Source organism: Streptomyces sp. NPDC006923, assembly GCF_040635655.1.
GTDB lineage: Bacteria > Actinomycetota > Actinomycetes > Streptomycetales > Streptomycetaceae > Streptomyces.
The window spans coordinates 41,745-67,732 of the sequence record NZ_JBEYIF010000021.1 but is presented as its reverse complement, the minus strand read 5'-3'; the positions used below and the strand labels follow the sequence as shown (position 1 = coordinate 67,732).

The window sequence follows — 25,988 nt, the reverse complement described above, 5'->3', positions numbered from 1 at the left end:
TCGGCCGGGGGACGGGAGCGTGTGCCGTCACGAAGCTCGGATCCTCGCCCCTCGGGCCGGCCGCCCGGTGCCGGGTGACCGGCCCGGATGTCGGCCGGGCGGCCCCTCAGCCGACGTGCGAACGCCGGCGGTCGCCCGGTGTCGCGCGGGGCGCGGCGGCGCTCAGCGGCTTGGCGTAACAGCGGCTGAGCTCATGGAAGCGGTACAGGCCGAACTTGGCGCAGGGCTCATAGCCGCTGGAGGTGTAGAGCGAGATGGCCTCCGGCTGTTCGGTACCGGTCTCCAGGACCATCCGGGTGCGGCCCGCCGCGCGAGCGTCGTCCTCCAGGGCGGCCAGCACCACCCGGGACAGACCGCGGCCGCGCGCCTCCGGGATCACATACATGCGCTTGATCTCGGCGTCGCCGTCGTCGTACCCGTGGTCGTTCTCGTCCTGGCGGCGCCAGCCGCCGGTGGCGACCGGGGTGCCCAGGTCGTCGTAGACGATCAGATACAGGCCGTGCGGTGGCTCGAACATGACCGGGTCGAGGGGGGTGACATCGCCCTCGTCGCCGTACCGCTCGGCGTATTCGAGCTGCACACGGTCGTTGAGCCGGACCGCATCGGGGTGGCCGAAGGAGGTAGTGTGAATATTCATTCAGTTCATCGTACTTCTATGCGATTGCGGTGGTGGGCGATTTTCGTCTCACCAAAGGCGACGAGGACGCCGGAATGGGCTGCCCCGTCGGAACACAGTGTGGCCGAGGCCCGGTCCGGCTCGACAGACCCCCTGGTCGGAAGGGGCCTGCCGTGGGGGTGCCGGCTCTCCGGTTCTCCGGCCGGCCGGGCCGTTCAGCGCAATGAGCGGTAGAAGTCCAGATGGCGCCGCGCCGCGCCGTCCCAGGTATGGCGGGCGGCGAGTTCCCGGCCCGCCGCACGGCGTCCTGGGGCGTTCTCCGTGAGCGCCGCGGCCAGTTGGGCGGCCAGGGTCCGGGGGTCGGCGGCGAAGCGGGCGGTGGCGCCGAAGACCTCGCGCAGGACGGGCAGGTCGCGGACGACCAGGGGCACTCCGGCGGCGAGGGCCTCCATGGCGGCGAGGCCGAAGCCCTCCTTGACGGAGGGGAACACGAAGGCGTCCGCGGCGGCGACGAGCGGCGGCAGATCGTCGTCGGGGACCTGGCCCAGGACGTCCGGTGCGACGCCGAGTTCCGCGGCGCGGGTCTCCCAGCGGGCGCGGTAGTCGCGGTAGTCGAAGAGGGTCTCACCGCCCGCGATCACCAGCCGTACGTCGGGATGGCCGGCGCGCAGCAGCGCGTAGGCCTCCAGGAGGTCCAGAGAGCCCTTGCGCGGTTCGATCCCACCGACGGTGAGCACATAGCGGCCGAGGCGGGAGCGCCAGGCGTCCCGGGCCGCCGGACTGGTGGTGGCGAAACGGTCGTAGGCCACGCCGTTGGGGATCACCTCCGCCGTCAAACCCCAGCCCTCGGCGAGCTCGTCCGCGACCGACCGGGAGACACAGATATGGGCGTAGGGCTCGACGATGGCCCGTTCGTGACAGGCGGCGAGTTCGGGCGTGGTGAAGTGGTCGAGGTGGTGGACGGTGCGGACACAGCGGTCCACCGCGTTGGCGCTGATGCAGTCCTGGGCGTGGACGATGTCGTACGGGGACGGGTCGAAGGCGTCGCGCAGGGTGGCGATGGAGCGCAGGATGCGCTCCCCGACGGTCTCCTCCGCGGGCCCCTCGGGGAAGGGCACGATCCGGACCCGCACATCCGGGGCGACCTCGCGGAAGAAGCCCGAGTCGCCGCCCCGTCCCAGCGACCACACGGTGACGTCCTCGCCGGTCGCGGCCAGCGCCTCCGCCAGCGCGAGCGTGTGCACGACACCGCCGCGCGGCTTGGTGGAGTAGCTGAGCAGGGCGATCTTCATGAGGGAATCTCCCGGTACGCGGAGGGGCGGCGCTCGTCGAGGTGGCGCAGGACGCGGCGGGCGCGGTCTATCTCGGCGGCGACATCGACCTCGGCGACGGCCAGGCCCGCCTTGGCCCAGGTCCTGGCGAGGATGTCGCCGCCCGGGCCGACCACCTTGGACTGGCCGAGGAACCGCATGCCGCCCATGGCGCCGGTCTGGTTGGAGGAGGCGAGGACGACCTGGTTCTCGGCGGCGCGCGCCTGGTCGTACAGGTCGAAGAGCTTGGCCTGCCGGTCCTGGGCCATGCGCGGCGCCCGGTTGGTGATGCTGGTGGGCCAGGCGGAGAGGCAGGCGAGGATCTCGGCTCCGTCCAGGGCCAGGGAGCGGGCGGACTCGGGGAACGTCTTGTCGTAGTCGATGAGCATGCCGATCCGGCCGACCGGCGTGTCGAAGGCGGCGAAGCCGTCGCCCGGTGTGTAGACGGCGACCTCCCCGGCCGGCAGATGCACCTTGCGGTGGCGGCCGAGGACCCCGTCGCCGCTGACGCACACGGCGGCGTTGTAGCGCTCGTCGCCGCCGTCCTCGCAGTAGCCCACGCACACGACCATCTCGGCGGCGAGCCGGGCGACCTCGTGGATCAACGGGTCGTCCGGCTTCAGCGCCGGGGGGAGGGCCCCGGGGTCGGGGTGGCGCAGATCCGCCAGATAGCCGCCGAGCGCGGCGTCGGGCAGGACGAGCAGCCCGGCGCCGGAGCGGCGCGCGTCGTCGATGAGCTTGGCGACACGGGCGAGGTCGAACTCCAGGTCGCGGCCGAAGTGGGCGGCGGCGGCCGCGATCCTGACAGTTCTCATCTGCTGACTGCTCCCGCGTACGTGTAGGTCTCCGGACGCCGGTCCCGCAGGTGCCCCATGGCGCGGCGAGCGGTCTCCAGCGCCTGGGCGACGTCGAGTTCGGCGACTGCCAGGCCGGCGCCGATCCCGGTGTCGGCGAGGATCTCGCCGCCGGGGTCGACGACCTTGGCACTGCCGACGAAGCGTAGCGACCCGAAGGTACCTGTCTGGTTCGCGGAGACCCACACGATCTGGTTCTCCAGGGCGCGGGCCCGGTCGAAGAGGTCGAAGCGGCGCTTCCAGCGGTCGTTGACGAGATCGGTCGCGGCGTGCGTGCGCGCGCCCGGCCAGGCGGAGACGACCACACCGATCTCGGCGCCGTCGAGGGCCAGCGCGCGGGCGGACTCCGGGAACGCCTTGTCGTAGCAGATCATCATGCCGATCCGGCCGACCGGCGTGTCGAAGGCGTGGAAGCGGTCCCCGGACGCGTAGCTGGCGTCCTCGCTCAGCGGCTGGTGGACCTTGCGGTGATTGCCCAGCACCCCGTCTCCGCTGACGCAGACCACGCTGTTGTAGCGCTGCCCGTCGGTGCCCGCCTCGCAGTAACCGGCGACGACGGTCAGCTCCCCCGCCAGCGCGGCCAGCCGGCGCACCTCGGGGCCGTCGAGCGCGAGCGCGGGCGGGCCCCCGTCCAGCTCGGTGTCGTTGTCGAGGCTGAGCAGATAGCCGCCCAGGCAGGCCTCCGGCAGGGCGAGCAGCCCCACGCCCTCGGCCCGGGCCTCCTTGATCAGGCGTTCGACGACGGCGAAGTCCTCTTCGAGGTCCCGGCCGAACTCGGCCGCGACGGCCGCCATACGGAGCGTGCTCATGCGGTCCCCATTCCGGTCACCGGGCCGGCGACCGCCTCGGTGATCTCTCCGTCGGGCCAGCGCAGCCCGACACCCTGTCCTGTGGTCAGCTCCCCGCACTCGGCCCCCGTGGCGGGCCCGGCGGGCAGCGGTACGGCGCCCGGTGCGTCCGTGGTGAGCATCGCGAAGCCGGGGAAGCAGGTGAGCCAGTCGCCCATGGCCGTGCCACGCGGCCGGGGTACGGCCGCCATGTCGAGGACGGCGCCGCAGCCGCTCGCCTCGGCGAGCATGCCCAGGGTCCCGGCGATCCCGGCCATCGACACGTCCTTCGCCGCGGCGGGCCGGACGGCGGCGACCGCTCCGGTCATCGCGCGGAGGTCGTCCGTACGGCGGTGGGTGGACGAGTCCCACTGGCGGCCCCGGTAGCCCCGGCGCCAGCCGCCGCCGAGGTCCGCGGTGAGCCGTACCGCATGCCCGGGCCGTCCGCCGCCGCCCGGCACCGGACGGTCCGTGCGGCCCAGCGCGGTCACGGACAGGGCGGCCGGTACGCCGAGCTGGGTGTGCCCGCCGAGGACCGGGACGCCGTACGCCTCCGAGGCCCGGCCGAGTCCGGCGAGGACCCGCCGGACGTGCGCCGCGTCCTTCCCGCCCACGGCGTCGAGCAGCCCGATCGGTGAAGCCCCCATCGCGGCGAGGTCATTGACATTGACGAGGACCGAGCACCACCCCGCCCATTCGGGATCGCGTTCGACCATGGACGGCACGATCGCGTCGCACGCGGCGATCACATCCGTGCCGGGGACGGACGCTCCGTCGTCGCCGACGAACCCCGCGCCGCCGAGCGCGGCCCCTGTGTCCCCGCGCGGGACATCGCCGCCCGGGTGCCGGCCGGGGACTTGGCCCGCCGCTCCGTGAAAGGCCGCGAGAAGCGGCCCGAGCGCGGACTTGGTGGCCGCCGCCTGCGCCGCGATCCGCCCGATCGGCCATCGCATCAGCACATGCGGCGTGTCCGCGACCGTGATCTCGCGTACGGAGCGCCAGCCGAGCCGCTTGAAGAGCACCTCGCCACGGGTCTGGACGGCCGCGTCGAACCGCAGGACGCCCTCGGCCTCCGCGCGGGCGCAGGCGGCGCGCACCAGCGCCGCGCCGATACCGTGCCGGCCACGGGCCCGCCGGGCGACCACCAGCCGGCCGCCCTGCCACCAGCCGAGGTCGGGACCGTCGCCGACCGGCCCGAGACGTACCCCGCCGACCACCGTGCCGGTCAGGTCCCTGGCGACCAGGACGACGGTGCGGGTGTCGGCGTCCCGGTCGTCCAGGTCATGGCCCGCGAAGAGCCCCTGCTCGTGGACGAAGGCGTCCCGGCGCAGCCGGCGATACGCGGACAGCTCGCCGGTGGAACGGGCCTCTTCGACACGGAAGGCGGGCCGCCGCGCCAGAGTGCTGCGGTCGCCGAGCAGCGCCAGGATGTCGGCCGGGCCGTCGGCCGTCGGCGGTACGGCGGATCCGTCGAGATACATGGAGGTCACCCGCCCGCCGTCCGCAGCACACTGCACGCCCCGCAGGCGGCGCAGCCGGCCTTCTGGTCGGCGCCGCTCATCCCGGCCGCGCGCAGCTTCGCCGCGACGCCCTCGGTGACGTACCGCAGCACCTCCGCGCTCGGCGCCCCGATACCGTCACGGGCGGCGAGTGTGCCGCCCATCGGACGGAACGGGACGACAAAGGGATACACACCGCGGTCGATCAGTTTTCCCGCGCCCGCGACGAGTTCGTCCGGGTCCTCGCCGAGGCCCACGAGCAGATAGGTGGAGACCCGGTTGGGTCCGAAGACCCGCACCGCCTCGTCCCACGCGGCCTCGTACTCGGCCATCGGCACGGTCGACTTGCCGGGCATCCAGCGGCGGCGCACCTCGTCGTCGAGGGACTCGACATGGATGCCGATGGCCGTCGCTCCGGCCTCGCGCAGCGCGCGGATCCACGCGAGGTCGCCGGGCGGTTCGCACTGCACCTGGACGGGGAGGCCCGGCACGGCCCGCAGTACCGCCCGGACCGACCGTGCCAGATTGCGGGCGCCCCGGTCGGGGCCCGCGGTGGTGCCGGTCGTCATGACCATCTGCTTGACGCCGTCCAGCCGCACCGCCGCCTCTGCCACCTCCGCGAGCTGCGCCGGCGTCTTGGCGGCGACCGTCGCGCCCGAGCGCAGCGACTCCTCGATGGTGCAGAACCGGCAGCGGTCGGACTCGGCGTAGCGGACGCAGGTCTGGACGACGGTCGTGGCGAGTACGTCGGAGCCGTGCAGGCGGGCTATCTCCTCGTACCGGATGCCGTCGGCCGTCGTCAGGTCGTAGAACTTGGGCCGTCGTACGGCGGTGAGGGAGAGCCCGGTGTCGGTGAGGCTCCCGGTCTCGTCACCGAGCCAGACCTTGCCGTCGCGGACCGTGTAGGGACTGTCGGGGTTGCGGGGCAGTGCGGCGTTGGCACCGTCGACGAGGACATGGCCGTCGTCGCTGGGGCCCGCGCCGTCCGGCCGTTCGACCTCGACACCCTGGCGGATGCCGCGCAGAGCGAGCTCCGCGCGGGTCATGATCCGCACGTCCACCGTTGTACTCGTCGTATCGGTGCCAACGCTCACGACGTACCCCTCAGAGCTGGTAGGTGGAGTTGATGATGGCGCCCTTGCGGGCGTAGTGGATGATCGCGTCCTGGACGTCGAGGGGGTGGGTGGGGATGACGCCCTCGATCAGGTCCTCTTCGCGGGCGCCGTGCAGCGAGAGGCCGAAGCGGCAGCAGTAGACCTTGCCGCCCTCGGCGATGAACGTCTTGAGCTGGTTGTTGATGTTGTGTTCGCCGGGGAAGGCGGAGTTGCCGACGGTCGGGAAGCCCCGTGTGGCGAGGCAGTTGAGCGAACCCGGCCCGTAGAAGTAGATGGCCGCCTCGAAGCCCTTGCGCAGCGCGCGGGTGGCCTGGAGCACGGCGACGAAGGACACCGAGGACTCATGGGCGATGCCATGGACGAGGGTGAAGTAGGTCTCGCCGTCCTCGGCCTGGTAGTCGGGGAAGACCTTGGTGGAACCGTAGATGCTGGAGCCCTCCGGGAGCGAGGGGTGGGCGATCTCGGCGAGGGACTTCTGCTCGACCTCGGTGAGTTCCGTGGCGGTGGTGGTGGCGGTGTCGGACATGGGCTGTCTCCTGGTGAGTGCGGGGATTCCGGTACGGGTTTCGGTAGGGGACGCGACCGGGCGGCGGTCCGCTCAGTCGTAGAGCGCGGCGAAGGTGTCGCGGAAGACGAGTTCGCCGAGTGCGCCGCCGCCGGTCGCCTCGGCGAGCCGGGCGTACTCGCCGGTGAAGTCGCCCCACGGCTGGTCGCTGGCGAAGAGCACCCGGTCATGGCCGATGCCGCGGCGCTCGATCTCCTGGGCCAGCCAGCGCGGTGTGAAGCCGATGGCCCAGGAGAGATCGGTGTAGACGCGCTTGCCGGACTCGATCCAGTCGAAGAACCGCGAGCCGACGAGCTTGATGTGACCGCTCATCCCGCCGCCGAAGTGCACGAGATGGACGGGGACCTGACCGGCGTACCAGTCCACCAGACGGCCCACCTCGTCGATGTCCGAGGCGGCGCCCGGTGAGGTGTGCACATGGACGACCAGTCCGTGGCGTTCTGCCGTCCGGAAGATACGGTCCAGGTGCGGCCGGCAGGCCGGGTCCGTGGGGCGGCCGCCGAGCAGGAAGCTGAGCTTGAGGGCCCGCACGCCGTCCTCTCCCGCCAGGGCGAGGGCCTGCCCGGTGCGGTCGCTGTCCTCCGGGCGGGGAGAGACCCAGAGCCCGGCGCGGACCCGGTCGTCGCTCTGGGCCGCCTCGATCGCCAACTCGTTGAAGGAGAAGGCGACGGCGGGGTCGGGAACGCCGTAGTTGGGGATCACCAGGGCGCGTTCCGTGCCCTCGGTGTCGAGGTCCGCGAGGAACTGCTTGACGGTGGCTCGCGCGGTGGTGTCCGGGTTGACCGGAGGGCCGCCGTAGAAGGGATACGCGGGCAGGACACCGATATGGCGGTGTGCGTCGAAGACCGCGGGGCGATGTGTGCCGAAGACCATGCGGGGCTCCTGTCAGCCCAGGGGAAGGGCGGAGGCGACGAAGTCCGGCGCGCCGGTGAGCGTGCCGCACACGTCGGCGAGGCGGCGGCGGGCGTCGATGTGGTCCGCGAGGAACTCGGCGTCCCGGCCGACGGCCTCGAAACGTCCGGAGCCCCACGAGTACTGCCAGGGCAGGCCGAGGAAGTAGAGCCCGGGTGTGCTGGTGGCGCCGCGCCAGTGCATCGGATAGCCGCGGCCGTCGAAGGCGGGTATCTCGATCCACCGGTGGTCCCGGGAGAAGCCGGTGGACCAGACGACGGAGGTGATCCCCGCCTCCGCCAGATCGAGATCCGCCACCTGCCCGGACGGCTCCCACACCGGCACGTACCGGGCCTCGTGGGGAGCCTGGATCCCGTGCGCGGAGATATGGGCGTCGATGGCGTCCTTGATGCTCTCGGCCACCGCGTCGGCCCGGTCCAGGTTGATCTTCAGGTCGTCGGCGAACTCCAGCGTCGTACCGTCGACGCCGGTCAGCCGCCCGTGCAGCCGCATTCCGTCCCGGGCGAAGGCCCGCAGGTCGATGTCGCGTCCGCCGTCGCGTCCGGTGACGTAGTGGTTGACCCGCATCCGGACGGCGGCGGCATCGTCGAAGGCGTCGATGCCCTTCGCGTAGTGCCCCATGTCGTCCAGCCACGCCACGCAGTCCCGGCCCCGGTAGAAGCGGGCGACCCGGGGCGCGCCGCCGACGGCCAGATGTACCTGGCGTCCGGCGAGGTGCAGGTCCTCGGCGATCTGGCATCCGGACTGGCCGGTGCCGACGACCAGGACACCGCCGTCGGGAAGCCGCCCTGCGTTGCGGTAGCGGGAGGAGTGGATCTGTGTGACACCGGCGGGCAGACGCTCGGCCATCCGGGGGATGGACGGAGTGTGGTAGGGGCCGGTGGCCACCACCACCTGATCGGCGGTGAACGTGCCTTCCGCGGTGGTCAGTTCGAAGCGGCCGTCGACGGCGCGTCGCAGCCCGGTCACCGGCACGCCCTCCACCAGCGGCGGCTGGAAGAACGCCACATAGTCCAGCAGATACTGGACTATCTCGTCACGGACCATGAAACCGTCCGGGTCGTCCCCCTGGTACGGGAAGCCGGGCAGCCTGCACTGCCAGTTCGGGGTCACCAGGCAGAAGGAGTCCCAGCGCCGTTCACGCCACTCGTGACCGACCCGCTCCGCCTCGACCACGACATGATCGATGCCGCGCCGGCGCAGGTGGTAGCTGACCGACAGGCCGGCCTGTCCGCCGCCGACCACGGCCACCGGGTAGTGGGCCCCCGCGAGCCGTACCGCCGGGCTCACCGGCTGCTCCCGTCGGCGTTGACGAGGGACTCGACGGTGACCTTGGCGGCCTGGGCCCCGTCGGCTGAGGCGTAGGCGGCGGCGGTCCGCTCGATGTGCGCGAGCTGCTCGGACGCGCCGGTGCAGAAGAATCCGAACTTCTCCCGCACCCGTTCACCGGCGATACCCAGCGCCGTGCGGCTACGCTCCACGAAGTCGGAGAGTTCGTACTCGGCGCCGGCCGCGAAGTACTCCTCGACTATGGTGGAGGGCGAGTAACAGCGCTGGGTCGCACCATCGGGCCAGCGCACATGGAAATAGATCTCAGGCATGAAGTCCTCCATGCGAGGCGCCGAGGCCGGGACACCTCGACGCTGCTCATGAGAACCACTTCAGTCACTGGCGATTACCGAACCGAGTCATCCGGAATAAAGCGGAGTTACAGCATCCTCACGTCAGGTGAGGCGCCGCACGCACTGTGTTGCCTCAGAGGCAAACCCTGGACGCGCGGCACGCGTTTTATGGACCCTCGGTCGCACGCGCCGCAGACACCGGCTCCCCGTGCTCGTGTTCGCACGCGTCATCGATGCCGTAGGTGTCCCACGAGGGGAACGGGTCGACGCCTGGCGGCGCCTCGGCGTCGGACATCAGACACTCCGTCAGCGACGCCAGGAGGGCCTCCGCGCGCAGTCCCCGTCCGATGAAGACCAGTTCCTGCCCCTGTGCCGTACCGATGTCGCGCGCGCCGGACGGCTCGAACCGGGCCACGGAGCCTGCCTGCGACCAGAGTCCGGTCACCCGCGGCCGGCTGGACAGCCAGAAGAATCCCTTGGAGCGCAGGACCTGGCCGTACCGGCCACTGTCGAGCCCCTCGGTCACGAACGCCCACAGACGGCCGGGGTGGAAGGGGCGCTGCGAACGGAAGACGGTGCTGGAGATCCCGTACTCCTCGGTCTCCGGCACATGGTCCCCGTTGAGTTCGCGTGCCCATCCCGGGGCCTGCTGCGCCCGCTCCAGATCGAACAGACCGGTGCCGAGGACATCGGCGAGTGCCACGCGTCCATGACTGACGGGCACGATCCGGGCGACCGGGTTGAGGCGGGTGAGCGCGGCGCTCAGTTGCTCCCGCCCTCGCGTGTCGACGAGATCCAGCTTGTTCAGCACGATGACATCGGCGAACTCGATCTGGTCCATCAGCAGGTCGCTGACGGTGCGTTCGTCGTCCTCGTACTGGTCGAGCCCGCGCTCGGCGAGCCCGTCACCGCCCTCCAGTTCAGGGAGGAAATTCGCCGCGTCGACCACGGTGACCATCGTGTCGAGCCGCGCGAGATCGCCCAGCGTCGCCCCGTCGTCGCGCGGGAAGGAGAAGGTCGCCGCGACGGGCATCGGTTCGGAAATGCCGCTCGATTCGATCAGCAGGTAGTCGAAGCGTCCTTCGCGAGCGAGCCGGTCCACCTCTTCCAGCAGATCGTCGCGGAGAGTGCAGCAGATGCATCCATTGGTCATCTCGACCAGGCGTTCCTCGGTACGCGACAGCGCCGCCTCTCCGCCGCGCACCAGCGCCGCATCGATGTTGATCTCGCTCATGTCATTCACGATCACCGCGACCCGCAGTCCCTCGCGGTTTCCGAGGACATGGTTGAGCAGGGTGGTCTTGCCGGCTCCGAGGAATCCGGAAAGGACGGTGACGGGCAGCAGGTCCTGCGTCATGACGCTCAGCTCTCGGGGCGCAGGAGACCGCGCTCGTAAGCCTTCACCAGCCGCTGCGGCACCTGGTGGACGGCGCCGTCGACCGTGACCGGTACGAGCTGGGGAGTTGTGGCCTTCCACTGCGCGCGACGGTGACGGGTGTTGCTGCGGGACATCTTCCGCTTCGGGACTGCCATGGGGACCTCCGGGTTGTTGTCGGCGACGCTATATGAAAATGATGGTCGTTATCAACCGAGGGGGTGGGGCCCCTGGCGGCCCGCTGTCCGGCCGGGTCGGCGCGGCTCTGATCGCCAGGGGTGGCGTGGCGCGGTCCTCGGGTGTCTGACGGGGTGTGATGTCGCGGAGCCGGCGGTCCGCCGGTCCGCCATGGCTGCCCGGGTGGCGCGGACCGCGGTTCGGCGGTGAGCTGATAGGGGGAGTCCCTGGCTTCCGGGCCGGGGCGGGATGTCCTTGCCCTTGCGGGAAAGTTGAGTGTGAAAGTGTCAAGTTTTTCGCGTCGAACCATTGATATTTGGGCGGCGCCCTATGCCTTCTGTATCCAGGAAATTCCGAAGAAGGAGTGATCAACGATGCTCATGCGAACCGATCCCTTCCGCGAGCTGGACCGGCTGACACAACAGGTCCTGGGCACCGCCGCGAGGCCGACGGCCATGCCCATGGATGCCTTCCGGGACGGCGAGACCTTCGTCGTGGAACTGGACCTGCCCGGTGTGACACCGGAATCCATCGACCTCGGTGTCGAGCAGAACGTGCTGACGGTCAAGGCAGAGCGCACTCCGAGTGCCGGTGAGAACGCGGAGATCCTGATCGCGGAGCGGCCGGTCGGATCGTTCAGCCGCCAGCTCTTCCTCAGCGACACGCTGGACACGGAGCGCATTGAGGCGACCTACGACGCCGGTGTCCTCAGCCTGCGTATTCCGATCGCCGAACAGGCCAAGCCCCGCAAGATCTCGGTCAGTGGCGAGAGTGCTCCCAAGGAGATTCACGGCTGAAAACGTGGGCATCGGGACCCGGCGCGAGGGGCGCTGCGCCGGGTCCCGTCGTGTGCCTCTTCGCCCGTGACCGTCGCACCCCGGCGTGAGTACCTTTGAGATATCACTCCATCTGGATGTGTACGGTTTCGATCACCGGTGAGGTGAGCGGAGATGGCAGGACGGGCGGATCCCGGCGGCAGGAGCGATCACTACGCGGTGCTGGGCGTGGAGCCCAGCGCGTCGGCCGCGGAGATCACCGCCGCCTATCGGGGACTGGTGCGGACATTCCACCCCGACGTCAGCCCGGACCGGTCCGAGTCCGGTGAGCGGTTCGCGGATGTGACGGCCGCCTACGAGACACTGCGCGACCCCGCCTCGCGCGCCGACTACGACGCCCGGCGCGGCGGTCGGGCTTCGGCCGTGCGGACCGGGCGTGCTGTCCCGGTCAGGATCAGGGACGCGCGGCCGTCGAGGGACACGGACATGACGGCGCGTCCGCCGGTCTCCGGTGGGGGCGCGTTTCTGCGGGCGGGTCCCACCAGGATGGGGCCGGCCGCCGACGCGCCGCCTGCTTACCGGCCGCCCCTGCTCAGGGGCTGGGTTCTGGTGTGGAAGTGGGCCGCCGGGTGGTGAGGGGGGTGGGACGCCCCCGCCACCGGACGAGGTGCGCGGGTGACTCGCGGCACATCGCGTCGTACCGCCGCCCTGGGTGTGACTCGGATCATTGCTCCCATCAAGGGCATGGGGTGACGATCGGGGCGATCTGCCCGAGAGCCGGAATCCGTGAGTCGAAAGTAGTCCCCCATGAGTGAGCACGTACATGTCCGCCTGCATCACGGCGTGGGTGTGTCCGAGGCGGGAGAGCTGGTCGAGCACTCCCGCTGCCTGTGCGGAGCGACCTGGACCAGGACGTACGAGACGGACGGCCCCGAATCCGAGTGAGGCGGCTCGCTCCGGCCGGTGAGCGCCCGCGGCCGGCCAACTGATCCCGGGGCGGCGCGGGCGCCGGAGGCACGCACGAGAACTCTGGCGGCGCGGCCGGCGGAAGCAACCCTTCCAGGTGCGCCCCGGTCTTACCGGGCGTCGTCTTCGGAGGATCCGCCTCTGTCGACGCGTACCGGCAACCGACTGGAAGGGCGCCGTCCATGGAACTCGATCCCGACCTCTGCCTGGACGTTCCGGAGGGTTTCGACGACTCGGATGCGGAGAGTCAGGTGCATCCCATGGCGAGGAAGCTGTTCCCCGCCACCACCGCCGCGGAAGCCTTCAAGAAAGCCTATGAGTGGGTGCGGGAACACAACATCTTCCTGGTGGACGTCTCCTGGGATTTCGCACACGACGAAGACCAGCCCTACACGCTGAGTGTCTACTTCACGTTCGAGCTGGAGGGTGAGGACGGCTGACGGCGGCTGTGCGGCGTCGTTCGGATCGGCCGGCCCCCACCTACCGATGAGGCCGCCCGCGCTCACACCCTTCGAACGGTCACGCCGGATGCCGCCATCGCGTCCAGCTCTTCGCGCGGCGCGTCCTCCTCGGTCACGACCGCGTCGAGGGCGGAGGCCGGTGCGACAAAGGCCAGGGCCGTACGGGAGAACTTGGCCGTCTCCGCGACGGCGATGACACGACGGGCCGAGGCGATGGCGGCGCGTTTGATCGCCGCGTCGGCCAGGTCGTAGGCGGTCAGGCCGTCCGCGGCGGTCAGCCCGCAGCAGCCGACGACGGCGGTGTCGAAGCGCAAAGCGGCCAGCGACGCCTCGGTCAGTGGCCCGGTCAGGGCCAGTTCACCCGGACGTGGCTCCCCGCCCGGCAGCAGCAGTCGCAGCCGTTCCCCGCCGGTGAGCGCGTTGGCGGCGTGCAGGGAGAGCGGCATCACGGTCAGGCGCCGGTCTCTGAGGACGCGGGCCACCTCGAGGCAGGTGGTGCCGCTGTCGAGGACGACCGACTCGCCGTCGCTGATCAGCCCGGCGACCTCGGCGGCGATCCGGCGCTTGGCGTCGAGCCCTTCCCCCGCCCGGAGCGCAAATGGAGGCTCCTCGCCGCGCAACAGCAGGCTCCGGGCGCCGCCCCGGTAGCGCTCCAGTACGCCCTGGTCGGCCAGTGTCTCCAGGTCGCGCCGGATGGTCATCTCGGAGGCGCCGGTGCGCGCGGCCAGCTCCGCCACGCTCTGCTGCCCGCGCTCGCGTACGGATTCGGTGATCTGCCTCAGCCGGTCTGTGCTCGCCACAGCGTGAAGTGAACAGGAAAGGTGAGCAATAGGCAAGCTATCGAACATGAATCGTGTTTGATACGTTCGAAACCATGAAGAACCCTCTACGGGCCGCCCGGCAGGCCACCTTCGCCTTCTTTACCCTCAACGGCTTTGTCCTGGGGATGTGGATCGTCCATATCCCGGCCGTGGAGCAGCGCGCGGGCATCAGCCATGCCGTGCTCGGCTGGCTCCTCCTGCTGCTCGGCGCCGGCGCCTTCGCCGGCATGCAGGTGGTCGGCCCGCTCGCCGACCGCTACGGCGCCCGCAAGGTGGTGCCCGCGAGCGCGGTGCTGTGCAGCGCCGCGGTGGTGCTCCCGGGCCTGGCGGAAGGCCCGGTGGCGCTGGGCGCGGCTCTGCTGGTGCTCGGTTTTGGCAACGGCTGTCTGGACGTCAGCATGAACACCCATGCCGTGCAGGTCGAGCGCGGGTACGCGCGGCCCGTCATGTCGGCGTTCCACGCGCTGTTCTCGGTCGGCGGGGTGCTGGCGGCGCTGATCGCCGCGCGCACACTGAGCTGGGACTGGAGCCCGGCCGCGACCCTTGCCGGGGTGAGTGTCCTCGGCTTCGTGGTGACCGCGCTCGCCGCTCCGGCACTGCTGCGGCCGGAACCCACCGGCGGCGGGAAGAGCCCCGAGGCGGTTCCGTCCGGCGGGGCGCGACGGAGGACCCCGACGCGTATCTGGGCACTGGCCGCCCTCGCCCTGATGCTGATGCTCTGCGAAGGCGTCGCCAACGACTGGAGCGTGCTCGGTCTGCGCGACATTCTCGATGCCTCCGCGTCCACCGCGGCGCTCGCCTACGGCGCCTTCGCCACCGCCATGACGATCGGCCGGCTGCTCACCGACCGGGTGGCGGCGCGCTTCGGTCCGGTGGCCGTGGTCCGCCATGGCGCCGCGCTGGCCGCCCTCGGCCTCACGGCGGCGGCGCTCGCTCCCTGGATCCCGCTGGCACTGATCGGCTGGACCGTCTTCGGCATCGGCCTGTCCGGCTGTATTCCTCAGCTCTTCAGCGCCGCGGGCCACGCGGACCAGGACAACGCGGGAGCCAATGTCTCCCGGGTGGCCGGGCTCGGCTATCTCGGCATGCTCGCCGGGCCCGGAGTCATCGGACCGCTCACGCACTTCGTCCCGCTCAATGTCGCGTTCTTCCTGCCGGTCGCCTTCTGTGTGGTCGCCGCCTGTGCGGCCGGGATCATCCGTCCCGGTTCACGGGCGGACGAGGAGGCTGCCCCCCTCGGACTGCCGGCCGGACCTTGAGCGGCCGAAGGCGGCTGCTCGGCCGGTCACGGCCTTCGCCGTGAACTCCCAACCGCGGTGCGCGACACGGCTTCCGCGCCCATCGGGACCTCGGCCGTGAGGCGCGGAACCTTCCCGGAACGCGGCCCAGCTCACGGAGGCCCGCCCCCGGACCGTACGGATCGAGGCGCGCGCCCAGTCGACACCCGTGCGCGCCTCAGGCCGGGCCCGTGTCGGGAACCGCTGAAACGGCGCGGAGCGGATATAGCATGCCTCCGGGTCAAGTGATCAACACCTTCCGTACGCCGGGCAGGGCAGCCTTTTTCGCTCCCGGCGGGCACGACTCAGGAGACGAACATGACCAAACCCCCACTCCCGCCGTTCGACCGCGAGAGCGCCCTTCAGAAGGTCCGCGGCGCCGAAGACGGCTGGAACACCCGTAATCCCGAGCAGGTGTCCCTCGCCTATTCACCGGACTCGCGCTGGCGCAACCGCGCCGAGTTCATCAATGGCCGGGAGGAAATCGTCGCGTTCCTCACGCGCAAGTGGCAGCGGGAACTGGAGTACCGGCTGATCAAGGAACTCTGGGCGTTCGACGGAAATCGAATCGCGGTCCGATTTGCTTATGAATGTCACGACGACTCCGGGAACTGGTTCCGTTCCTACGGGAACGAGAACTGGGAGTTTGACGAGAACGGACTCATGCGAGCGCGTTTCGCGTGCATCAACGACCTGCCGATCAAGGAATCAGAGCGTAAATACCACTGGCCGCTCGGCCGCCGCCCCGATGATCACCCGGGGCTGAGCGATCTGGGTCTCTGAACCGGTGACGACAGGCCGGTGACAACAGGCAGGGCAGGGGCCGGCCTCGTGGGTCTCCCGGGCGGGACGGCCCGGTGAGCACTCCTGCCTGCTGTCTTTGCGTGAATCGGCCGTCCGGGTGGCCTGGACGCCTTGTCTGTTGCGTGCGTTACAGCGCTTTCAGGCCATCTCTGTGCATCTATCGCGCGTAAATCGGTGCTCGAATATGCCAAGCGCGTATGCGTTTGTTTTCCCTTTCCGTCAGAAGCGTGTGAGGCCACGAGGTCATTGGGGCTGGTGGGGCTCTTGTGTTTCGAGGGGTCTGAAGAAAACAACCGATATGACAGGAATGAGTGGATGTCGGTGTCTCATTACATTCGCATCGCAATTTAGAACAGTTACCGAACTGATTGCCCGGTCGGGAATGGAGGGAATTCAATGCAATGCGCCTTGGAATCCCTTTTCGCACGGACTGCGGAGAGGCGATGAGCGCTCACCCTCAGGAGGAATCATGTTCCGTACCGTACGTTCCCGAGTGGTCGCTGTGATGGTCGCTGTCGCGGCCGCTCTCGGCGGACTGGTGCTCGCCGCGCCGACCGCGCAGGCGGCACCCAGTGACTGCACGTCCTACCTCGCCGAGAACGGCTATTCGACCACAGACACCAATCTGGCCTGCACGGTCGGTGGCACCGGTCTGCCGCTGGACTCCCTGCTGTGCCGTCTTCTGCTCACCAACGTCTCAGCCGTCCCGCCGGCTGTCGCGCAGAACGCCTGCTCGCTCGCGAAGAGCTGACGGGCAACGGCCGTCTGCCTGACGGCTACGCCGTATGTGTAGGACGAACACACAACGCGGAAGCGTCGGGTGGCACAGGATTATCCCTGTGCCACCCGACGTCGTATTCCCGGTCCTCCTCGCGACGGACCTCCCGGGTCAGTCGGATCCCGGGCCGGGCGGGGGAGCCGTGAGCGCGGGCGGCCGACCGGCCCGTGCTGTGCGACGAGGCCGCCCGGTCCGTCCGGCGGGTCCGGTTGTTACCGCGACAGGACCTGGCCGCGTCCGGGGGCGCGTAGCCTGAGCACCATGTCCAGGACCGCTCGCAAGCCGGTGTCGGCACCCCGTCTGACCGCGCAGGGACAGGCCACCAAGAACCGCATCGTCCGGGCGGCCGCCGATCTGATGGCCGAGCGCGGCGCCGCGCGCACCACCGTCGAGGACGTATTGGAGACCGCCGGCGTCAGCGCCTCCCAGCTCTACCACTACTTCGGCGACAAAGGGGGCCTGGTCCGTGCCGTCGTCGCCTTCCAGGCCGAAGCGGCCTTCGAGCGCCAGCAGCCCTTCCTCGACCACCTGGACTCCTTCGACGCCCTGAAGGCATGGCGTGATCAGAGGGTCAGTCTGCAGATCGAGAACGGCTGCGCGGGGGGCTGCGAACTCGGCGCGCTGGCGAGCGAGCTGGTCGAGTCCAGCCCCGAGGCCCGTGCGTATCTGGCCGCCGCCTTCACCCGCTGGCAGGAGCCCATTCGCTCCGGCCTGCACAGAATGCGTGAGCGCGGAGAAATGCGTGCGGAGGCCGATCCCGACAGGCTGTCCGCCGCGTTGCTCGCGGCACTGCAGGGCGGTGTGCTGCTGACGCAGATCCACCGTGATCCCGAGCACCTCGCCGCCGCTCTGGACGCCGTCCTGGACCACATCCGCAGTTTCGCCGCCTGACGATCCGGCACGCCTCACCTCTCCGGCCTTGCCCCGGCCGGAGGGTCCTTGACCCTCCGCCGAAGTGCGCGAGCGCCGTCCAGCGGTTGGAATTGACATTCCAGCGACGGGAGAACGACCCTTCCCTCGTTCAGCCGAGCCTCTGGGTGCTGTCCGGTCGATCCTCGCGAACCCGCCTGGGCGTCCGGCGCGGTGCGTCGTCGCGAGGCGGCTTCATCGAGGCGGTCGCCCGACTGGCGGGCGGGGAGACCGGTCCCCGAGCAGTCACTGGTCTCCGAGCCCAGCCGCCTCCGGCTGGACCGAGAAGGATCCACGCTTGAGCCGGGTCGCACTCGGCTCGCTATCCGATGGGAACGACATGGCAATGTCCGGACTGACCGCCCTCGTCACCGGAGCCACGGCCGGCATCGGCCGGGCCGTGGCCGTACAGCTCGCACAGGAGGGAGCCGAGGTCGTGGTGCACGGCCGCGATGCCCAGCGCGGCCATGAGGTCGTCGCCGAGATCGAAGCCGCCGGCGGTACGGCGCGTTTCGTCCAGGCCGATCTGAGCAAGACCGAGGACGTGCTGCGCCTGGCCGAGGAGTCAGGTGCGGTCGACGTCCTGATCAACAACGCGGGCATCTACAAGTTCCTGCCCACCTCCGACATGACGGACGAACTGTTCGACCTCCATATGGATCTCAACACCAAGGCCCCCTACCTGCTGGTCCGTTCGCTGGCCCCCGGCATGGTCGAGCGCGGGTACGGATCCATCGTGAACATCAGCACCCTGGCCGCCGCCGTCACGACCACGGGCACCGGCATGTACTCCGCCTCCAAGGCCGCGCTGGAACAGCTCACCGAGGTCTGGGCCGCCGAGTACGCGGACAAGGGCGTACGGGTGAACGCGGTCGCGCCCGGCCCCACCCGGACCCCGGGCACCGATGACATGGACGCCGACACTCTCAGGAAAATCGCCGACACCACGGCCATGAGGCGCATCGCCGAGCCCGAGGAGGTGGCCGAGGCGGTCGTCTTCCTCGCCTCCCGCCGCTCCAGCTACATCACCGGAGTGGTCCTGGAAGTGGCAGGCGGACGCCTCAGCATGGGCTGACCCGTGCCCGTCAAACCTGCCGGGGACCGGTGAGGGAGCGCCGCGACGGCAGCCGTCGGCGGCCCCGCCGGGCCACCGGCGGCCGAGCCGGCGGACGCACGTGCCCTCGGCCGGTCCGGGCGGGCGGCCGGTACCGGCCTCGGCCGTCGTCGCTCCTCCAGCCCCTCCCGCCGCAGTCATCTCACCGAATGGCCCCCTTCCATGCCTCTGGCACTCCTCGCGCTGACCATCAGCGCTTTTGGTATCGGCACCACCGAGTTCGTCATCATGGGCCTGCTGCCCGACGTCGCGGCGGATCTGCACATCACGGTGCCCACCGCCGGAAACCTGGTCTCGTCCTATGCGCTCGGCGTGGTGATCGGCGCCCCGCTCCTGGCAGTCGTCGGCGTCCGCATGCCGCGCAAATGGCTGCTGGTGATGCTGATGGGCATTTTTGTGGCGGGCAACCTGCTCTCCGCGCTCGCCCCGGACTTCGGCCGGCTGATGGCCGGGCGCTTCATCTCCGGACTGCCCCACGGTGCCTTCTTCGGCGCCGGATCGGTCGTCGCCACCCGACTCGTCCGCAAGGGGCGTGAGGGACGGGCGGTCGCCACCATTCTGCTGGGTCTGACCCTCGCCAACATCGTCGGAGTCCCCGCCGCCACCCTGCTCGGCCAGGATCTCGGCTGGCGTGCCACCTTCCTGGTGGTCACCGGCATCGGTGTGGTGGCCGTCGCCGCGCTGGCCGCGCTCATTCCCTACGAGCCGGTCCAGCCGCAGCAGAGTCTGCGCCGTGAACTGCGGGCCTTCCGTAACCGCCAGGTACTGCTGGGACTGGCCACCGCCATTTTCGGCTTCGCCGGAGTCTTCGCCACCTACGCCTATCTGGCCTCCATCACCACCCAGGTGATGGGGCTGGGGGAGTCCTCGGTGATGTGGGTACTGGCGCTGTGCGGTGTCGGCATGACGATCGGAGTGGCGGCGGCCGGTCCGCTGACCGACCGCGCGGCCCGCCCCACCGTCCATGCCAGTCTGGGCGGACTGGCCGTCGTCCTGGTCGCGTTCTCCTTCACCGCCCACATCGTCTGGCTGGCCCTGATCATGGTGGTTCTGCTCGGCGCCGTCGGCTTCCTGATGACGGCGCCCCTGCAGATGATGGTCATCCGCTCCGCCTCCGACGCGCCCACGCTCTCCGCAGCCTCCAACCACTCGGCGTTCAACCTGGCCAACGCCGGTGGTGTATGGCTCGGCGGCGCGGCGATCGCCTCCGGACAGGGATGGATGTCCTGTGCCGTGATCGGCGCCGTTCTCGCCGTCGTCGGCCTGGTGGTCGCGCTGGTGGCGGGGTTTCTCGACCGTGGTGACAGGCGCCGTACCGGCCTCGCGACCGGCGAGGCGGCAAGTGTCTCTCTCGCCGACGCCCACCGGTGAACGGCTGACAAGCGCCCGGCGCCCCTTCCCGTACGACACGGTCCGACCGCGCCGGCTCCGGACCCGTCCCGCGAACGGCCGTCACCTGGCCGCCGACAGGGTGAAGGGGGCCTGGCTCAGCGGGACTTGCCATTCACTCGACTGCATGGCTGGGGACGACATCCGTCCGTCGGCTGAGAAGACTGGGGCGCACCACCCAGTGGGGACTTCGGTCGGGCTCCCGTGTGGACCACGCCCGAATCCGATACCGGGAGCCATCCGTGACGGGCGGCCGCCGAGGCGGAGCCACGGTCCGGGACGTCAGCCATGTCGACCCGGCCGTGCCGGGTGGGAAGAGAGTGACCGGATGAAAGCCAGCGCACTTCGTCGGCTGGGCGCGACCGGAACAGCCGGATGCCTCGCTCTGAGCCTGGTCGCGTGTCTGTCCGAAGGACAGCGGACGGCGGCATCGAGGCATGACCACCCGACCCACGCGAGCGGCCAGGGACCGTTCGCGCGCAAAATGGACGAGAGCATGAAAGCCATGATGGACGCCATGGCGAAGTCGCCCATGACCGGCAACGCCGATCATGATTTCGCGGCCCTGATGATGCCGCACCACCAGGCGGCCGTCGATATGGCCAAGGCGGTCCTGGAGCACGGCAAGGACCCCGTCCTGCGGCGGCTGGCCCACGAGATCATCGTCACGCAGCAGCAGGAGATCGGCGTGCTCAGGAGCCGGATGCCGGCGAAGCCGTCACACGGCCGGCACCCCGCGCCGCACGAGCCGATACGGCCGCGTGAGGAATCCTCCGACCGGAAGGCCGGGACGGGTGCGGAAGAGGTGATCCCGATATCGGGCCAGGACCGGGTGTACACCTCCGACCAGACGTCGAACACCGTCTCCGTCATCGACCCCGCCGCCAACAGGCTCCTCGGCACGATCCGCCTCGGTGACCCCGTCCCGGGTGCGCTCAGCCCGCTGTACAAGAATCAACTGCTCGTGCACGGTGGGGGATTCTCGCCGGACCACAGGACCCTCGCCGTCGTCTCCATCGGATCCAACTCGGTCACACTGATCGACACGGCGACGAACAAGGTCAAGGGCGTTGTGTATGTGGGGCGTTCGCCGCACGAGACGTTCTTCACGCCCGACGGCAAGGAACTCTGGGCGACCGTACGCGGGGAGGCGTACGTCTCGGTGATCGACCCCGTGAAAATGAGGGAGAAGCGCCGGGTGAAGACGGCGAACGGGCCCGGAATGGTGCTGTTCCGGCCGGACGGCAGGTACGCCTTCGTACCCTCCAGCTTCACTCCGGAGGTGAACGTGGTGGACACCCGGACGTACCGCGTGGTGGCCCGCGTTCCCCAGGCCAGTCCCTTCTCGCCCAACCTGGCCGTGAGCCGGGACGGCACCGAGGTCTGGTTCACGCTGAAGGACTCCGGCAAGACCCAGGTGATGAGCGCCCACCCGCCGTTCCGCATCCTCTCGACGATCGACAGCGGACCGATCACCAATCACGTCACCCTCGTCGACAACGCCAAGGGGAAGTTCGGTTATGTGACGGTGGGCGGGGAGAACAAGGTGAAGGTCTACCGGCGCGGCAGGGTGCCGACGTTGGTGGCCACCATCCCGACCGGCGACCTGCCGCACGGGATCTGGGTGTCCGGCGACGGCACACGCGTCTACGTCGGGCTGGAGAACCAGGACGCCGTCATCGCCATCGACACCCTGAGCAACACGGTGATCGCCACCATCCCCGTCGGCCAGCAGCCACAGCAGTTGCTCTACGTCCCCCGGGCCGTGCCGGCCGGCACTGGTACGGCCAACCTCCAGCCACTCGGTGTCGCGGGCCATGCCGGTCACCTCACGCTGAGCGCGCCCAAGGGCAGCGGCGGGCGGGCGCACGCCACCGTCTCCGTGAACGCGCTCGGGGCGCTGGACCTGCTCCAAGTCGCCGCGACGGGCCTGGAACCGGGCAAGAACTACAAGCTCTGGCTCACCCAGAACAGGGCCGCGCCGTTCGGGCGGAAGGAGGTGCTCACCATGTTCACCACGAATGTGGCGGGCGCGCAGGTCAGCCAGGCGATCGGGCTGTTGCGCGAGGTGCTGACCCCGACGGAGGCGGCGAGGTCCCGCGCCCGCGAACGCTTCCTGATCATCACGCCGGCGGACAGCGAGGTCCCGGTGGCCGTCCAGGAGCGCTACAGCCCCATGCCGCTCCCGCCGGGACCGTCGCCGGATCCGGCACCCGCGGCGGGCACCGGAACGCGGTGAGACGCCGCCCGGACCAGGGTCTTTCGTTTGGATCGGGGAGCGGGGTCTGGCGCCGTGGGTCTTAAGGTGGAGGAGGGAGCCAGCGTCGGCTCCCTCCTCCACCGGCAACGCCGCGAGGCGCGGTGCCGGGGCACGCGAGCCCAGGGCCCCGCTCACAGTCCGGCGCGGTACGCCTCCAGGCGGTCGGCCAGTTCCTCCGGACGGCCGAGCATGGGGCAGTGATCGCCGGGCATCTCGTCCGGCTGGAAACCGAGGCGCTCGGCGACCATCTTCCGCATGAACTCGGGCGGGAAGAAGCGGTCGCCGGACGACAGCAGGAACGTGGTCGGTACGTCCGGCCACGCGTCCAGCGGCCACGGCTCGCCGAAGGGAGTCGGCGCCTGGTGGCGCTGGTGTTCCGCCATGAACTCGGCGGCCACGTCGGCCGGAGTGTCATGCAGAACGAGGGAGAGGGTGTCCTCCGCCACGCCATCCGCGACACCCCTGCGGCGGTCGGCCTCCACCCGCGCCGGGCCATAACCGGAGTTGCCCCACCACTGCCCCGGTGACTCGCCCGGCGCCGGCACCTGGGCCTGGAGCATCACGAGCAGGTCCGCCGGCACTCGGTCGCACACCAGCGGGCCGGTGAAACCGCCGAACGAGTGGGCGACGACGACGAGATCGGTGTGTGCGCCGATCGCCTCGACGACGGTGTCCGTGTATTCCGCCAGTCCGGCCGACTCGTCGTCGCACGGTAGATCCGGTGCGACGACGTCATGGCCCCGGCTGCGCAGCTCGGCGGACAGCGGCCCCCAGTACCAGGAATCGACCGCCGCCGCATGGATCAATACGTACGTCGCCATGGGACGGAATCCTTCACTCGCGGGTCGGGTCAGTCCATCAGATCGCTGAGGGTGACATAGAGCCGGACCTGGTCACCGGAGTCGTCGACTCCGACACACAGGTCCCGCCGGTCCAGCAGCCAGCCGTTGGGGCGGCAGGTCTCGTGCGGACGGTCGAGCTTCCGGACGATTTCCGCCCGGGAGAGCCGGCTCGTACTGCCGATCTCCAGCAAGCGATAACAGTTGCCCGAGCCGCAGCCATTGTGCTGCGCGAGCACCGTGAGGCCGGGCGGAAGCGGGGGGACCGCGCGGGCGGACGGCACCGACGCGCCGGCGAGCGCCACGTACAGCAGGCAGCCGCAGAGAGTGAGTGCGGTCTGCGTCCCCAGGAGGCCGACGGCCCCGTTCCGCCGATGAACCCACTCAGCGGGCGCGCGCCCCTCCTGCCGCCGCTCCAGACTTCCGCCGAGAGCGACAAGCAGCGCCGTGCAGAGCGCGTAGAGCGCATGCGCGTCGACCGTGTGCGCCGCCACCCAGCCGTGTTGTACGGCGATCAGCAGACCGGCACAGGCCAGTAGGACGGCGCCGCACACCGACCCGATCACCCGGGTCCGCGTCACCATTCCCCAGGCGATCAGCGGCACGGCGGCGAAGAGCAGGCCCAGAGCGGCCAGCATACGGTGCACCTCCAGCGGCGGACGACGACAGCACGGCATGGGACGTCGCGCTGCCGTCGTCCGGTTCCCTTCAAGATCCGCGACGAGCCGCCGACCCGCGCGGCGCGGCGTCCGAAGACCGGCGGGACCGCCGGACTCTCAGCCCGCCTCTGACGCTTCGAGCAGGTCGCGGACCTCCTCGGCGCTGGTCTCCTGGAGCTCCTCCGCGAGGAGCAGCCAGCGGGTGATGCCCACCGATTCGAGGAAGGCCAAGTCATGACCGGCGATCAGGAGCGCGCCCTCGTAGGAGTCGAGCGCGCTCGTCAACTGCCGGACGCCGGCCATGTCGAGGTTGTTGGTCGGCTCGTCCAGCATCAGTAGCTGCGGGGCCGGTGCGGCGAGCATCGTCGCCGCGAGGGCGGCCCTGAAGCGCTCTCCGCCCGAGAGGGTGCCCGCCGGCTGTTCGGCGCGTGCTCCCTTGAACAGGAATCGTGCGAGCTGTGAGCGGATGTGGTTGTCGGTGATCCCGGGAGCCTTACGGGCCACGTTCGCCGCGACGCTCAGTTCGTCGTCCAGTACGTCCAGGCGCTGTGGCAGGAACCGCAGCGGCACGAAGGTCCTGGCCTCGCCGGACAGTGGCGCGAGTTCCCCGGTCAGAGTGCGCAGCAGGGTGGTCTTACCGGCTCCGTTGCGCCCGACCAGCGCGATGCGTTCGGGCCCGTGCACATGGAGGTTTCCTTCGCGCAGCTTGCCGAACCGGGGCCGCAGCCCGTGCAGGCTCAAGACCGTACGCCCCGCCGGGACGGCGGTGTGGGGGAGACTCACCCGGATCTCGGCGTCGTTGTGGACCGCCTCCGCGGCCTCGTCGAGCCGCTCGCGCGACTCATGGAGACGGTCCTCGTGCACACCGCGGAGCTTGTCCGCCGACTCCTGCGCGGACCGTTTGCGTTCCCCCGCGACGATGCGCGGGGCCCGCCGCTGGGCGTCCATCTTCTTGCTGTGCCGCTGCCGGCGGGCCACTTTGATCTGGGTCTCCTCCAACTCGCGCTTCTGCCGCCGCACATCGGCCTCGGCGGCCCGGAGCATCCGCCCGGCGGCCTCCTGCTGGGTGGCCAGAGCTTCCTCGTAGGCGGACCAGCCACCTCCGTACCAGCTCACCGATCCGGACCGCAGCTCGGCGATGCGGTCCACACGCTCCAGCAGGTCACGGTCGTGGCTGACCACGACCAGCACACCGGAACGCCAGGAATCGACCGCCTCGTAGAGCCTGCGGCGCGCGAACAGGTCGAGGTTGTTGGTGGGTTCGTCGAGCAGCAGGACGTCGGGGCGCTCCAGCAGCAGCGCGGCCAGGCGCAGCAGTACGGTCTCCCCGCCGGACATCTGCCCCACGGTGCGGTCCAGCTCCACGTCGCCGAGTCCGAGCGAACCCAGGGTCGCGAGGGCCCGCTCTTCGACGTCCCAGTCGTCGCCGACCGTCCCGAAGTGCTCGTCCCTCACGTCTCCGGCCTCGATGGCGCGCAGCGCGGCACGCCGCTCGGCGATGCCCAGGGCCTGGTCGACGCGGAGTGCGGTGTCGAGTGTGATGTTCTGCGGCAGGTGGGCGAGGCTGCCGCCGACGGTCACCGACCCTCCGGAGGGGCGCAGCAGCCCGGCCAGCAGTCGCAGCAGGGTGGACTTGCCGGTGCCATTGGCGCCGACCAGGCCGGTGCGGCCCCGGCCGATGCTGAGAGAGAGCCCGTCGAAGACCGGTGTGCCGTCCGACCACTGGAATGACAGGGCGGAGCAGGTCAGGGAGGCGCTGGGGGTGTTGGCGTTGGCCATGATGATTCTCGCAGTCGCATGCGCGGCGGATGGGGGGCTTCGTATGCGAGCACCACGCGGCGACCGAACCGAGAGAGAGGTGTGGCCCTCCGGGAGCGAGGGACGGCTCAGGCACCGAGGTCGCATCCACGCGGAGTCACGAGCGGCGGAAAGCCGGCTTACGACGTGACGGACTACGGCGAATGCCGTACCGCGCGATGATCGCGAACCTCAGATGCGCAACGTCCACCTCTATCGGAGACAACAGGACCCCCAGACTGTACCGCAGACGCTCACGCGGGGGC

Annotated in this window: 27 protein-coding genes; 11 read left to right on the top strand and 16 right to left on the bottom strand. The window is 70.2% G+C overall.

The features are described from left to right. Positions 1-106: 106 nt before the first annotated feature. The 12 genes from ABZ707_RS29885 to rpmF form a co-directional block, all read right to left on the bottom strand. The gene (locus ABZ707_RS29885) at positions 107-637 is read right to left on the bottom strand and encodes a GNAT family N-acetyltransferase (protein WP_360180852.1); all 531 of its coding nucleotides are present in this window, start codon (positions 635-637) and stop codon (positions 107-109) included. Between the two features lie 194 nt (positions 638-831). Continuing rightward, complete coding sequence (locus tag ABZ707_RS29880; RefSeq protein WP_360180850.1) at positions 832-1,908, bottom strand: MSMEG_0565 family glycosyltransferase; 1,077 nt, start codon at positions 1,906-1,908, stop codon at positions 832-834. Next, positions 1,905-2,741: a carbon-nitrogen hydrolase family protein gene (locus tag ABZ707_RS29875; protein ID WP_360180848.1), complete on the bottom strand. Its 837-nt coding sequence runs from the start codon at positions 2,739-2,741 to the stop codon at positions 1,905-1,907. Before ABZ707_RS29875 ends, ABZ707_RS29880 begins: the two co-directional genes overlap by 4 nt. After that, positions 2,738-3,589: a carbon-nitrogen hydrolase family protein gene (locus ABZ707_RS29870; protein ID WP_360180846.1), complete on the bottom strand. Its 852-nt coding sequence runs from the start codon at positions 3,587-3,589 to the stop codon at positions 2,738-2,740. Before ABZ707_RS29870 ends, ABZ707_RS29875 begins: the two co-directional genes overlap by 4 nt. After that, on the bottom strand, positions 3,586-5,088 hold the full coding sequence (locus ABZ707_RS29865; RefSeq protein WP_360180844.1) for an MSMEG_0567/sll0787 family protein: 1,503 nt from the start codon (positions 5,086-5,088) through the stop codon (positions 3,586-3,588). Before ABZ707_RS29865 ends, ABZ707_RS29870 begins: the two co-directional genes overlap by 4 nt. Before the next feature lie 5 nt (positions 5,089-5,093). Next, entirely contained in the window at positions 5,094-6,200 is a 1,107-nt protein-coding gene (locus ABZ707_RS29860; RefSeq protein WP_360180842.1) for an MSMEG_0568 family radical SAM protein, read from the bottom strand. A gap of 10 nt (positions 6,201-6,210) precedes the next feature. Next, positions 6,211-6,747 (bottom strand): MSMEG_0572/Sll0783 family nitrogen starvation response protein, encoded by a 537-nt coding sequence (locus ABZ707_RS29855; RefSeq protein WP_360180840.1) that lies wholly within the window; start codon positions 6,745-6,747, stop codon positions 6,211-6,213. 72 nt (positions 6,748-6,819) lie between these two features. Continuing rightward, complete coding sequence (locus ABZ707_RS29850; RefSeq protein ID WP_360180838.1) at positions 6,820-7,659, bottom strand: amidohydrolase family protein; 840 nt, start codon at positions 7,657-7,659, stop codon at positions 6,820-6,822. A 12-nt stretch (positions 7,660-7,671) separates the two neighbouring features. Beyond that, positions 7,672-8,988: an MSMEG_0569 family flavin-dependent oxidoreductase gene (locus ABZ707_RS29845; protein WP_360180836.1), complete on the bottom strand. Its 1,317-nt coding sequence runs from the start codon at positions 8,986-8,988 to the stop codon at positions 7,672-7,674. Then, positions 8,985-9,299 carry an MSMEG_0570 family nitrogen starvation response protein gene (locus tag ABZ707_RS29840; RefSeq protein ID WP_360180834.1) on the bottom strand — a complete coding sequence of 105 codons (315 nt, stop codon included), beginning with the start codon at positions 9,297-9,299 and terminating at the stop codon, positions 8,985-8,987. The genes ABZ707_RS29845 and ABZ707_RS29840 overlap by 4 nt, the downstream gene beginning before the upstream one ends. Before the next feature lie 187 nt (positions 9,300-9,486). Further along, positions 9,487-10,677, bottom strand: coding sequence for a GTP-binding protein (locus ABZ707_RS29835; protein ID WP_360180832.1), 1,191 nt, complete (start codon positions 10,675-10,677; stop codon positions 9,487-9,489). Positions 10,678-10,682: 5 nt separating this feature from the next. Continuing rightward, positions 10,683-10,853 (bottom strand): 50S ribosomal protein L32, encoded by a 171-nt coding sequence (gene rpmF / locus ABZ707_RS29830; protein WP_360180830.1) that lies wholly within the window; start codon positions 10,851-10,853, stop codon positions 10,683-10,685. A 393-nt stretch (positions 10,854-11,246) separates the two neighbouring features. Between rpmF and ABZ707_RS29825 the strand changes: the two genes are divergently transcribed. From ABZ707_RS29825 to ABZ707_RS29810, 4 genes are all read left to right on the top strand, one after another. Continuing rightward, positions 11,247-11,669, top strand: coding sequence for an Hsp20/alpha crystallin family protein (locus ABZ707_RS29825; protein ID WP_360180828.1), 423 nt, complete (start codon positions 11,247-11,249; stop codon positions 11,667-11,669). A 153-nt stretch (positions 11,670-11,822) separates the two neighbouring features. After that, a complete protein-coding gene (locus ABZ707_RS29820) occupies positions 11,823-12,284 on the top strand; it encodes a J domain-containing protein (protein WP_360180826.1) in 462 nt (153 codons plus the stop codon). Positions 12,285-12,455: 171 nt separating this feature from the next. Beyond that, entirely contained in the window at positions 12,456-12,593 is a 138-nt protein-coding gene (locus tag ABZ707_RS29815; protein WP_360180824.1) for a hypothetical protein, read from the top strand. A 203-nt stretch (positions 12,594-12,796) separates the two neighbouring features. Beyond that, complete coding sequence (locus tag ABZ707_RS29810) at positions 12,797-13,054, top strand: hypothetical protein (RefSeq protein WP_360180822.1); 258 nt, start codon at positions 12,797-12,799, stop codon at positions 13,052-13,054. A 62-nt stretch (positions 13,055-13,116) separates the two neighbouring features. Here the strand turns inward: ABZ707_RS29810 and ABZ707_RS29805 are convergent, their stop codons facing one another. Next, positions 13,117-13,875, bottom strand: coding sequence for a DeoR/GlpR family DNA-binding transcription regulator (locus tag ABZ707_RS29805; protein WP_360180820.1), 759 nt, complete (start codon positions 13,873-13,875; stop codon positions 13,117-13,119). Positions 13,876-13,949: 74 nt separating this feature from the next. Here ABZ707_RS29805 and ABZ707_RS29800 point away from each other — a divergent pair, with 74 nt between their 5' ends. The 7 genes from ABZ707_RS29800 to ABZ707_RS29770 all read left to right on the top strand — a co-directional run bounded on the left by ABZ707_RS29800 (position 13,950) and on the right by ABZ707_RS29770 (position 22,406). Beyond that, positions 13,950-15,155, top strand: coding sequence for an MFS transporter (locus tag ABZ707_RS29800; protein WP_360180818.1), 1,206 nt, complete (start codon positions 13,950-13,952; stop codon positions 15,153-15,155). Between the two features lie 336 nt (positions 15,156-15,491). After that, positions 15,492-15,956: a nuclear transport factor 2 family protein gene (locus ABZ707_RS29795; protein ID WP_360180816.1), complete on the top strand. Its 465-nt coding sequence runs from the start codon at positions 15,492-15,494 to the stop codon at positions 15,954-15,956. 490 nt (positions 15,957-16,446) lie between these two features. Next, positions 16,447-16,728 carry a hypothetical protein gene (locus tag ABZ707_RS29790; protein WP_360180814.1) on the top strand — a complete coding sequence of 94 codons (282 nt, stop codon included), beginning with the start codon at positions 16,447-16,449 and terminating at the stop codon, positions 16,726-16,728. Between the two features lie 288 nt (positions 16,729-17,016). Further along, positions 17,017-17,646, top strand: coding sequence for a TetR family transcriptional regulator (locus tag ABZ707_RS29785; RefSeq protein WP_360180812.1), 630 nt, complete (start codon positions 17,017-17,019; stop codon positions 17,644-17,646). Between the two features lie 364 nt (positions 17,647-18,010). Then, a complete protein-coding gene (locus tag ABZ707_RS29780; protein ID WP_360180810.1) occupies positions 18,011-18,739 on the top strand; it encodes an SDR family oxidoreductase in 729 nt (242 codons plus the stop codon). Positions 18,740-18,940: 201 nt separating this feature from the next. Further along, positions 18,941-20,149, top strand: coding sequence for an MFS transporter (locus ABZ707_RS29775; protein WP_360180808.1), 1,209 nt, complete (start codon positions 18,941-18,943; stop codon positions 20,147-20,149). A 145-nt stretch (positions 20,150-20,294) separates the two neighbouring features. After that, positions 20,295-22,406: a DUF305 domain-containing protein gene (locus tag ABZ707_RS29770; protein ID WP_360180806.1), complete on the top strand. Its 2,112-nt coding sequence runs from the start codon at positions 20,295-20,297 to the stop codon at positions 22,404-22,406. Positions 22,407-22,558: 152 nt separating this feature from the next. On the opposite strand, the gene ABZ707_RS29765 is transcribed toward ABZ707_RS29770, so the two are convergent. From ABZ707_RS29765 to ABZ707_RS29755, 3 genes are all read right to left on the bottom strand, one after another. Beyond that, positions 22,559-23,248 (bottom strand): alpha/beta hydrolase, encoded by a 690-nt coding sequence (locus tag ABZ707_RS29765; protein ID WP_360180803.1) that lies wholly within the window; start codon positions 23,246-23,248, stop codon positions 22,559-22,561. A gap of 29 nt (positions 23,249-23,277) precedes the next feature. Beyond that, the gene (locus ABZ707_RS29760; RefSeq protein ID WP_360180801.1) at positions 23,278-23,904 is read right to left on the bottom strand and encodes a hypothetical protein; all 627 of its coding nucleotides are present in this window, start codon (positions 23,902-23,904) and stop codon (positions 23,278-23,280) included. A gap of 138 nt (positions 23,905-24,042) precedes the next feature. Then, entirely contained in the window at positions 24,043-25,704 is a 1,662-nt protein-coding gene (locus tag ABZ707_RS29755; protein ID WP_360180799.1) for an ATP-binding cassette domain-containing protein, read from the bottom strand. Positions 25,705-25,988 lie beyond the last annotated feature (284 nt).

Bases quoted from the DNA above. Each gene is read 5' to 3' on its own strand.
- ABZ707_RS29870 (WP_360180846.1), bottom strand. From the start codon at position 3,589: ATGAGCACGCTCCGTATGGCGGCCGTCGCGGCCGAGTTCGGCCGGGAC.
- ABZ707_RS29885 (WP_360180852.1), bottom strand. From the start codon at position 637: ATGAATATTCACACTACCTCCTTCGGCCACCCCGATGCGGTCCGGCTC.
- ABZ707_RS29815 (WP_360180824.1), top strand. From the start codon at position 12,456: ATGAGTGAGCACGTACATGTCCGCCTGCATCACGGCGTGGGTGTGTCC.
- ABZ707_RS29875 (WP_360180848.1), bottom strand. From the start codon at position 2,741: ATGAGAACTGTCAGGATCGCGGCCGCCGCCGCCCACTTCGGCCGCGAC.
- ABZ707_RS29850 (WP_360180838.1), bottom strand. From the start codon at position 7,659: ATGGTCTTCGGCACACATCGCCCCGCGGTCTTCGACGCACACCGCCAT.
- ABZ707_RS29795 (WP_360180816.1), top strand. From the start codon at position 15,492: ATGACCAAACCCCCACTCCCGCCGTTCGACCGCGAGAGCGCCCTTCAG.
- ABZ707_RS29820 (WP_360180826.1), top strand. From the start codon at position 11,823: ATGGCAGGACGGGCGGATCCCGGCGGCAGGAGCGATCACTACGCGGTG.
- ABZ707_RS29880 (WP_360180850.1), bottom strand. From the start codon at position 1,908: ATGAAGATCGCCCTGCTCAGCTACTCCACCAAGCCGCGCGGCGGTGTC.
- rpmF (WP_360180830.1), bottom strand. From the start codon at position 10,853: ATGGCAGTCCCGAAGCGGAAGATGTCCCGCAGCAACACCCGTCACCGT.
- ABZ707_RS29810 (WP_360180822.1), top strand. From the start codon at position 12,797: ATGGAACTCGATCCCGACCTCTGCCTGGACGTTCCGGAGGGTTTCGAC.
- ABZ707_RS29865 (WP_360180844.1), bottom strand. From the start codon at position 5,088: ATGTATCTCGACGGATCCGCCGTACCGCCGACGGCCGACGGCCCGGCC.
- ABZ707_RS29755 (WP_360180799.1), bottom strand. From the start codon at position 25,704: ATGGCCAACGCCAACACCCCCAGCGCCTCCCTGACCTGCTCCGCCCTG.
- ABZ707_RS29760 (WP_360180801.1), bottom strand. From the start codon at position 23,904: ATGCTGGCCGCTCTGGGCCTGCTCTTCGCCGCCGTGCCGCTGATCGCC.
- ABZ707_RS29765 (WP_360180803.1), bottom strand. From the start codon at position 23,248: ATGGCGACGTACGTATTGATCCATGCGGCGGCGGTCGATTCCTGGTAC.
- ABZ707_RS29840 (WP_360180834.1), bottom strand. From the start codon at position 9,299: ATGCCTGAGATCTATTTCCATGTGCGCTGGCCCGATGGTGCGACCCAG.
- ABZ707_RS29790 (WP_360180814.1), top strand. From the start codon at position 16,447: ATGTTCCGTACCGTACGTTCCCGAGTGGTCGCTGTGATGGTCGCTGTC.
- ABZ707_RS29855 (WP_360180840.1), bottom strand. From the start codon at position 6,747: ATGTCCGACACCGCCACCACCACCGCCACGGAACTCACCGAGGTCGAG.
- ABZ707_RS29835 (WP_360180832.1), bottom strand. From the start codon at position 10,677: ATGACGCAGGACCTGCTGCCCGTCACCGTCCTTTCCGGATTCCTCGGA.
- ABZ707_RS29780 (WP_360180810.1), top strand. From the start codon at position 18,011: ATGTCCGGACTGACCGCCCTCGTCACCGGAGCCACGGCCGGCATCGGC.
- ABZ707_RS29770 (WP_360180806.1), top strand. From the start codon at position 20,295: ATGGCTGGGGACGACATCCGTCCGTCGGCTGAGAAGACTGGGGCGCAC.
- ABZ707_RS29785 (WP_360180812.1), top strand. From the start codon at position 17,017: ATGTCCAGGACCGCTCGCAAGCCGGTGTCGGCACCCCGTCTGACCGCG.
- ABZ707_RS29825 (WP_360180828.1), top strand. From the start codon at position 11,247: ATGCTCATGCGAACCGATCCCTTCCGCGAGCTGGACCGGCTGACACAA.
- ABZ707_RS29775 (WP_360180808.1), top strand. From the start codon at position 18,941: ATGCCTCTGGCACTCCTCGCGCTGACCATCAGCGCTTTTGGTATCGGC.
- ABZ707_RS29800 (WP_360180818.1), top strand. From the start codon at position 13,950: ATGAAGAACCCTCTACGGGCCGCCCGGCAGGCCACCTTCGCCTTCTTT.